The sequence below is a fragment of the Amphibacillus indicireducens genome (genome assembly GCF_039539605.1).
GTDB lineage: Bacteria > Bacillota > Bacilli > Bacillales > Amphibacillaceae > Amphibacillus > Amphibacillus indicireducens.
On record NZ_BAABDL010000058.1, the window covers coordinates 25389 to 33462 of the forward strand.

Annotated in this window: 6 protein-coding genes; 1 reads left to right on the plus strand and 5 read right to left on the minus strand. The window is 37.6% G+C overall.

Features of this window, described 5'->3' with window-relative positions:
* Nucleotides 1-8: 8 nt before the first annotated feature.
* The gene (gene purD, locus ABD814_RS05695; RefSeq protein WP_344911219.1) at nucleotides 9-1259 is read left to right on the plus strand and encodes a phosphoribosylamine--glycine ligase; all 1251 of its coding nucleotides are present in this window, start codon (nucleotides 9-11) and stop codon (nucleotides 1257-1259) included.
* Nucleotides 1260-1583: 324 nt separating this feature from the next.
* Here purD and ABD814_RS13305 read toward each other — a convergent pair whose 3' ends face one another.
* From ABD814_RS13305 to ABD814_RS05715, 5 genes are all read right to left on the minus strand, one after another.
* A complete protein-coding gene (locus tag ABD814_RS13305; protein WP_425549057.1) occupies nucleotides 1584-1766 on the minus strand; it encodes a transposase in 183 nt (60 codons plus the stop codon).
* 357 nt (nucleotides 1767-2123) lie between these two features.
* Complete coding sequence (locus ABD814_RS05700) at nucleotides 2124-3914, minus strand: ABC transporter ATP-binding protein (RefSeq protein WP_344911221.1); 1791 nt, start codon at nucleotides 3912-3914, stop codon at nucleotides 2124-2126.
* The gene (locus tag ABD814_RS05705) at nucleotides 3911-5701 is read right to left on the minus strand and encodes an ABC transporter ATP-binding protein (RefSeq protein ID WP_344911223.1); all 1791 of its coding nucleotides are present in this window, start codon (nucleotides 5699-5701) and stop codon (nucleotides 3911-3913) included. The genes ABD814_RS05700 and ABD814_RS05705 overlap by 4 nt, the downstream gene beginning before the upstream one ends.
* Before the next feature lie 45 nt (nucleotides 5702-5746).
* Nucleotides 5747-7414 (minus strand): YcaO-like family protein, encoded by a 1668-nt coding sequence (locus ABD814_RS05710; RefSeq protein WP_344911225.1) that lies wholly within the window; start codon nucleotides 7412-7414, stop codon nucleotides 5747-5749.
* Nucleotides 7392-7976, minus strand: coding sequence for a hypothetical protein (locus ABD814_RS05715; protein ID WP_344911226.1), 585 nt, complete (start codon nucleotides 7974-7976; stop codon nucleotides 7392-7394). Before ABD814_RS05715 ends, ABD814_RS05710 begins: the two co-directional genes overlap by 23 nt.
* Nucleotides 7977-8074: the final 98 nt, after the last annotated feature.

Below are 8074 nucleotides of genomic sequence, written 5' to 3' on the forward strand. Positions count from 1 at the left end.
GAAATCAAATGAACGTGCTAGTTATTGGATCTGGAGGACGAGAGCACATGCTCGTCAAAAAACTAAAGCAGTCAGAACGAGTTACAAATATTTTTGTTGCACCGGGAAATGCCGGCATGCAAAGTGAAGCGACGTGTGTTAAGATCGAGATTGACGCAATTGAGGAGCTTGTTCAATTTGCTAAACAAGCACAAATTGATTGGACAATTGTTGGACCAGAATTACCACTATCACAAGGCATTGTCGATTGGTTTCGAGCGGAAGATTTAAAAATATTCGGGCCAACGAAGCGCGCCGCTCTAATTGAAAGCAGTAAAGATTTTTCGAAAAATTTAATGAAAAAGTATCAAGTGCCAACAGCTGAATTCGAGACGTTTACCGATTCAGTCAGTGCAAAGGCGTACATTAAAGAAAAGGGTGCGCCGATCGTTGTCAAAGCAGATGGGTTAGCTGAAGGTAAGGGTGTTGTTGTTGCGATGACCGAGCAGGAAGCGTATCAGGCAGTCGACGAGATGCTTGAGAGCAACCGCTTTGGCGATGCGGGTGCGCAAATCGTGATTGAGGAATTTTTACTTGGCAAAGAGTTTTCTTTGTTTGCTTTTGTTGAGGGTGTGGCAGTTTATCCGATGATTCCAGCGCGTGATTATAAGCGGGCATTTGACGGGGATCAGGGGCCAAATACGGGTGGAATGGGTGCTTTTGCGCCTGTGCCGGATGTGTCTGAGGCTGATCTGAAGTTTGCAGTTGATTCTGTTTTGAAGCCTGTTGCAAAGGCGATGGTTGAGGAGGGGCGCGCGTATACGGGAGTTTTATATGCGGGCTTGATTCAGACGAAAGATGGCATTAAGGTGATTGAGTTTAATGCACGGTTTGGTGATCCTGAGACGCAGGTTGTGCTTCCGTTGTTAGAAAATGATTTAATTGATGTGATTGAAGCGGTTGCTATGGGCGTTGATCCTGAGCTTAGATGGAGAGATGCTTATGCGGTTGGGACTGTTGTAGCTTCGAGTGGTTATCCGCAAACTTATCGGAACGGTTTGTTTGTGCCAGAACTTCGTGAGATCGAGGATGGCTACTTGATTCATGCGGGAACAACACTCAATAGTCATTCGCAACTCGTTTCAAATGGTGGGCGTGTCTTATTAGTCGGCTCTGTCCAAAAGAGCTTAATGGAAGCAAACGAAAAAGTTTATCAATACTTGAAAACAATCGAAAAAACTGAGAATTTCTTTTATCGGACGGATATTGGGGTTGTTTAAAATTGGACTGCAGGACTAATTATTTGAGTTAACAATTAGCCCTGCAGTTTTTGTTTGCAAGTAATTCCTTAAAAATTGTTTTTTGTATAAACAACTGTTACATAGTTTGAAGGTGGTGTAACGCGCTTAAGCCATCAAATAACACAAGCGGGTGATAACCGTTTGTTTGATAATGGGCATTGCAGGCTGTGCCGTATTGATGACCACAGGTCGTAAAATTTGGCTGAATCCAAATCAAAAACAAAATGCATACTTGGCTTAAGCGTTTGAATCCGTCGATTCAAATTTTTGATTGAGCTTTTTCATCGTTTCTTGATCAAACGTCTAATTTAAACGTGATAGAGTCGGTTGTGAATTTAATCGTCTCTTAGCCAGAATCGTGGTAAATATCGGTTCATGTTTTAATTCATCCATATGGTCGTCTGTATGGTAACCTGAAATATGTTGGAAAATCTTTTGAATGATGACATCATGATTAGGATGTTCTAGGTAGTCTACAGATACAATATCAAAGAATGGGCTTCTTTTCTTTTAAATTAATGGAAAAAAGAATGTACTTTGTTTATTGATTTGATGCAGTTTCTTAAGGGTTTATGATAGGGCTGTGAATAATCTAGGGTTATATCAATTCTTCCAGGTCCACCTAGTTATAGTACCAAAGAAAAGCAAACTTTTATTGAAAATTATTTGTCATTTACTAATCTAGCATTTAAACCTTTATGGTCGTTATTGATCAAGCCGGGCTCAATTATATTGGTGTAAAGGAAGGAGCGGAAAGAAAGCTTAGACTAGTATGGATGGGATTTTTGAAATAGATGAGTCAGGCTTTGTCAGTAGGCCCTTCGTTGTTCAGAATCTATATAACTAATTATCTCTATTCACATACCAAGTAGACTGTGCTTCCCACATTGTTGCATACTTCCCCTTACGCTTAATCAATTCGTCATGACACCCAACATCAACAATCTTCCCCTTGTCCATTACTACAATTCGATTAGCAAATTTGGCCGAAGCAAGACGATGTGTTACCAAAATGGTACATTTATCTTTCGATAAACGCCTAAACTGGCTATAAACTCGTTCTTCCTTAATGGGATCTATAGCAGCGGTTGGTTCGTCAAGCACAATGAGGCTATTTGTTTTATAAAGTCCACGAGCTATGGCTATTCGCTGCCACTGTCCTCCAGAAAGGTCAATGCCACCAAATTCAGTTGAAAGCATTGTGTCAAGTGTGATAGAGCCGTCGTCAAAATCACAATCTTGAAGAACTCTTTGTATATTGTCATGATTTTGAATTTCTTTCGTATTGCTGATCGCTACATTTTCCGCTAATGTCATCTTATAACACAGAAAATGTTGAAAAACCCCCGAAGTTTCTCTGAAAATTGAACTAGGGTGTGTATTGCTACTATTTAGTCCACCTATTTCTACTGTACCATTATCGGGACGGTAGAGCCCAACAAGTAGGCGAACCAAGGTGGATTTACCAGCACCGTTCTCGCCCACAATGGCAATTGTTTCACCCTCTGAAATAGTGATCGTTGCATCTTGCACTGCTATTTTATTTGTTCCAGGGTAAGCAAAATCCACATCTTTTGCTACAATTCCTTTTGAGAAGTTAATAACAGCCTCTTCTCCATCTACTTCCTCCATATCCATCAATCTATAGTATTTTTCAATTTTACCTATGGTTTCACTACCTTGACTAAATTGTGTTGATACTAGTTCCTCCGCCATAGAAAAAATTTGTGAAAGTACTCCAAAAATCGCTACAAAGGTACCAATACTAATTTCTCCAGACATAGTCGAATTAAAGAGTATTAGAGTGGATACTCCGAATCCAATAAATGAAACCAAACCAAGAATTAATCGGATAATAGCTGCTTTTCGCTCTACTTTCCACGTCTTTGTTGTCAATAATAACAATGTATTACTGAAAAGGTTCCTAAAGAAACCAAAAGCCCCAAGTATACGAGTTTCTTTGAAGGACAGTTGGCTTGATATAGCTTTTTTATAGTAAGTATACTGGCGGCGAAGAGGCGCACTTTCATTCTCTAACCCTGTAAACACCTTCACCTGAACTAATTGTCCCAAAATCGCTGGTACAAATGACAGGAAAATCACTAAAGGGAGCAGGGGCGATAGTCCAAAAAAATAAATGGATACAGATACAAAAAATACACCATAATACGTGAACACACGCAAGCAATTGGTAGAAAAACTTCCTAAGGCCTCATACTCTATACACCTTTTCGATTTATCTATGTTGTCCAAAAAATTGGGATCTTCAAAATGCTTTGCTGATACGCGACTAAGCTTTAGCATAAGTTTTGACATAAACTTACCAACATTTTTATACGATACATAACCTAGCAAGTACTGATCAATCCCCCTAAGCACCTGTTGACCTATTGTTACAGCTGCCATTGCGCCCAATGCAATCCCTACCTGCAAATAGCTGGCATAACCCATGCTCGCCTCAGTGATTAAGTCAAATAATTGTTGCGTGACTAAAATCCCTACTATCCACGAAAGAGAACTAAGTACTGTAACACCATGTTCTAACACAGCCCAACCTTTGGAGGCCTTGATATACTGTAAAACAGACCGGAACACAAGGTATACAAGTCCATACTTGTATCTTTTGCGTATCACTCATACCACCTCCTCTGCAATTCGAACATTTTAGCATATACGCCCCTCATTTTAATTAATTTATTATGGGTTCCTCTCTCAGTAATTTCTCCGCTCTCTATTACCAAAATTTCATTGGCCAACTTGGTAGAACCTAGACGGTGGCTGATAAAAATTGTAGTTTTACCTCTCATAAGCTCTTCAAATTCTTGATAAATTCTACTTTCCGCAATTGGATCCAAGGCAGCCGTTGGTTCATCCAAAATCTTTATAGGTGCTGGGCTTATTAACGAGCGTGCAATAGCTACTTTTTGCCACTGTCCACCTGATAGGTCTGAACCGTCCTTGTCAATTTTTCCGAGAGGTGTGCGTAATCCATCTTTCAAATTTGTAATTGTATCTGTCAAGGCAACCTTATCAGTAACTTTATGAATATCTTCGATACTTACATTTTCTGAAGTATTACCAAGGGCAATATTATCCGCAAGAGAAATCTCATATCTAGAAAAATCCTGATATACAACTGAAAACATAGCCTTTAAAGTAGATGCTTCATATGTACGAAGTTCCTTTCCGTTAATTAAAATCTCTCCGTCATATACATCATATAGCCCCGTTAGAAGCTTAATAATGGTAGTTTTACCCGATCCATTTGCACCGACAAAAGCAAAGTGATTACCGACCTCAATATCAAATGATACATTGCGTAAGGCGTAGTTTTCTGCATTTGGATACTTAAACCACACATTTTTGAAGGACAGTCTCTCAAAAACTGGTGGTATTTTATCAGGCAAATCAGTTGCACCCTCCTGTAAATCCAGAGCCATAAACGCCGTCAAATCATCCATACACCTCTTAGCATATGAAAGGTTTTTTGCTGCCTCTTGTAACGTCCCTCCAATGGATGTAGCCATTGTAAAAACAGCTGCAACAATTCCCATGAACATACCAGGGTTTAAAGTCCCAGCTATAACAGGCTTTATAAGAGTAAATGATATAAGTAAAGCAATAACCGACATAAAAATACCAGTAGCCTCCATAGCCATTTTTGTTCTAATCGCTACCTTTTCCTGTATTTTTCTAGCTATTTCAAAGTGCTCACCATGGAGATTTACAATATAGTCCGCATACCCAAAAAGAGTACGCTCCTGTGTGGCTTCACGACTAGTCAAGATATCATCGCTATAATAGCTAAAGCGACGTTCGTAAGGCCAAGCTTCCATCCAAGCATTGTAGTTTTTACCCCCAGCCTTAAGTGACATCCAAAGCAAAGGTATACTCAAAATGGCAATCAATATTGTTGCCCACCAAACCTGTGTCAGAATCAAGGACAAAATTGCAGCTATCGAAACAATACTACGAGCAACTGTAGTGAAAGCACGTACACCATTCAGCATGTTTTCAACAATACCTTCAGATAAACGCTCCACGAGTTCACAAGTATCCGAGTCTTCAATATATTTATATTTCAGACTTGCCCGTGTGTCTAAAATAGTAGGTTCAAGCTTAAACTCTATAACAATTTTAAGTCGCGATTGCAATAACCCCAAAAGATGATCAAATATATTACTTATAGCAACAACACCTAGCAACGCTCCAAGTGGGGCATATACTGTACTTACTATCAATTCATCTGCAATTACTGCAAAAGCAGTATCTACAAAAAAAGACGTTGCAAAAACAATCGCAAATGTGGATATTAGAGCCTGTGTGAGTTCCAATAAAACAAATGCCACTAGCAATAATGGGGAAATTTCAAAAGGAATACGCAGTATATCAATCCATTTGTATTTTCTTGTTTTTAACATTAAATCATGCCCCCTCTATAATATTTTTATATAAAGCATTGATATCTAATGCTGATAATCACCCATAAATAACTCTTCATATGTCATCTTTTTATCGCTATAGCCACATCTAACACCAAATTCAAACAATCTTTTGCTGGCCGAGATTATTGGATGATTCATTCTTTGAATTTCGCCAGTTACTATGGTTCTGACAACTTTAACGTTCATGTCCGGCTTGGTCAATTCAACATAATAAACATCTCCACCAATTTTATCTTTAATTAGACTCGTTATTTTTTGAATTAAATCATAGGAGCTGTTAAATTCAAAAACTGGCTTTCCTATTACTGTTTCCTTATCTGTTTTGCCCAGTACATCCTTATTTACTAAAAAATGCTGATTATAAAGATTAACTAGACTTGTAGACAAAACACTCCTAGTTATTGAGTTAGATTTACTACCTCCAAAAAGAGAATCGCAAAACTGTGTAGCTTCTGTAATAGAACGTTCAAGTGCTATTTCTGGTGATATATGACACCCAAATCCGTTATAAGAATACTGCGAGAAATTTTCTCTATTTGTTACATAGGTTCTAAATACAGGAATCGTCAAATCATTGGTATAGTCACGTGTTATAATGTCGTATCCCATGGATTTAACCTTTGCTACTATTTCTTTTACTTTCGCACTACTTGAACTCGTATAGTCAACTATAGGTAATACATACGGGTTGGATTGACCTATAAGCCAAGCATCATGCTCAATGACCTCAAAAAGTCCATGTAATATAGCATCCTCTAATGTTGCACCTGACGCAACCCCCGTTGACGCTGTTCCAAACAGTGCACCCTTAAGTTCAACGTCAAACATAAAAACTAAAAAAGCTGGCACTAACTTTTTACCCGCACCAGATAGGGAAGTTGCAACAACCCAATCGGTTTCGATATTTTCATCAAACTTTTCGTAAGCCGTATTTTTGTTCATTATCGTGCTAGCTAAGTATGGCATATCTATAGCAAGCGTCTTTACATCTTTGTATTTAGCGGCAACAACTGGGACATCACCTGTGTATTGTCTACTAATATGTTCTATCATCTCAAAACCTGCAGAAAAATAAGCTTGAGATTTTGTAAGACCCTTGCCTGCCCCCCTATCAGGTCTTAGGATATATGATAAATCGGATGTACTCATTTCATCGGAATATGCACTAAATGAAGGTGTAATATCTTTAAAAGGGTTACCATCATCAAACTCAATCCTAATTTTAGATCCTAGCTTTTTAAGATCCTTATCTAGTATTTCCTTGGTTTCACTTTTGGTTTTTGAACGAATACCGCCTGTTTGGTATTTAACGGTATCATAGGATAGGTGGGTAGAGTTTGTGTCTAAAATCTCGTTTAAAGCTGGCTCCGTGTTAATTTTAATGTAATTTTTGTTGATTCCTTTGCAAAAATCGCAGTGAGTGGTTGGCAACTTTACTTCTTTGTCTAGACTCAAAGATGTGGTTTTAAAGAAGTATTGGCAGTTTATAAGTTCTGACGACAAGCCGTTAAAATGGCTTGTTATTTCAGTGTATACTTTATTAACCAAGTACGATATAACACTCTCTTCAAATTCCAATGAAATACTATGTGAATATTTAAGACTTTTTAAGTCATTAATCCCTATCTTTTCATCACAAGAAATATGAGTATTTATATTTTTGAGCTTAGAACTTATAATGCATTCCAAGCAGACACTTTTTTTTAGGCACAACTAACGGTCCTACCATAATATCAATACCGTTAAAATTAATTTGGACAAAAGGCTTATTATACCTATATAATTTTTCATTTACACTTAATAAATCTGCATATGTGCAATCAGACGGTGCAAATATAGCCGCATCAAAATTGCAAATAAAAGTATCCTCGAGAAAGTTAACGGTAGTTATACGAAAACATTCTTTAATCTTATCGAATTCGTCACTCAATGCACCATCCCCTATCACTAAGGTTTTTGGCGGTTTTTTGGTTGTAGAGTTAGTTTGAGGAATCTTTATAACCCCTTCATTCAAAATAGTTAGTAGAAAATTTCTAACTTCTTGCATTGAGTATCTATCTTTTAAATTTTTTTCAATTTCTTCAAAAGTATTATTTCCATCAACATATAACAATACCTCTTCAAGAAGAGTAGGCTCACAATAAAACACCTTAATTTCCCCTGAAGAAAAGGAAGAAATCACCCTATTGCCATCGTTTCGATAGTTGTATAATTCATTAATTAATGGTATATCATATGGATCATATCTCATAATATCTGCTCCCCCTAACTAATAGTCGTATTGTCAAAAATTTATAAGTAAAAACTTCCGTTTTTATTGATTTAATGCTATTAACCACAAAAAAACTT

Excerpts from the sequence above, each read along its gene's own strand:
- purD (WP_344911219.1), top strand. The coding sequence starts at position 9 with ATGAACGTGCTAGTTATTGGATCTGGAGGACGAGAGCACATGCTCGTC.
- ABD814_RS05705 (WP_344911223.1), bottom strand. The coding sequence starts at position 5,701 with ATGTTAAAAACAAGAAAATACAAATGGATTGATATACTGCGTATTCCT.
- ABD814_RS05715 (WP_344911226.1), bottom strand. The coding sequence starts at position 7,976 with ATGAGATATGATCCATATGATATACCATTAATTAATGAATTATACAAC.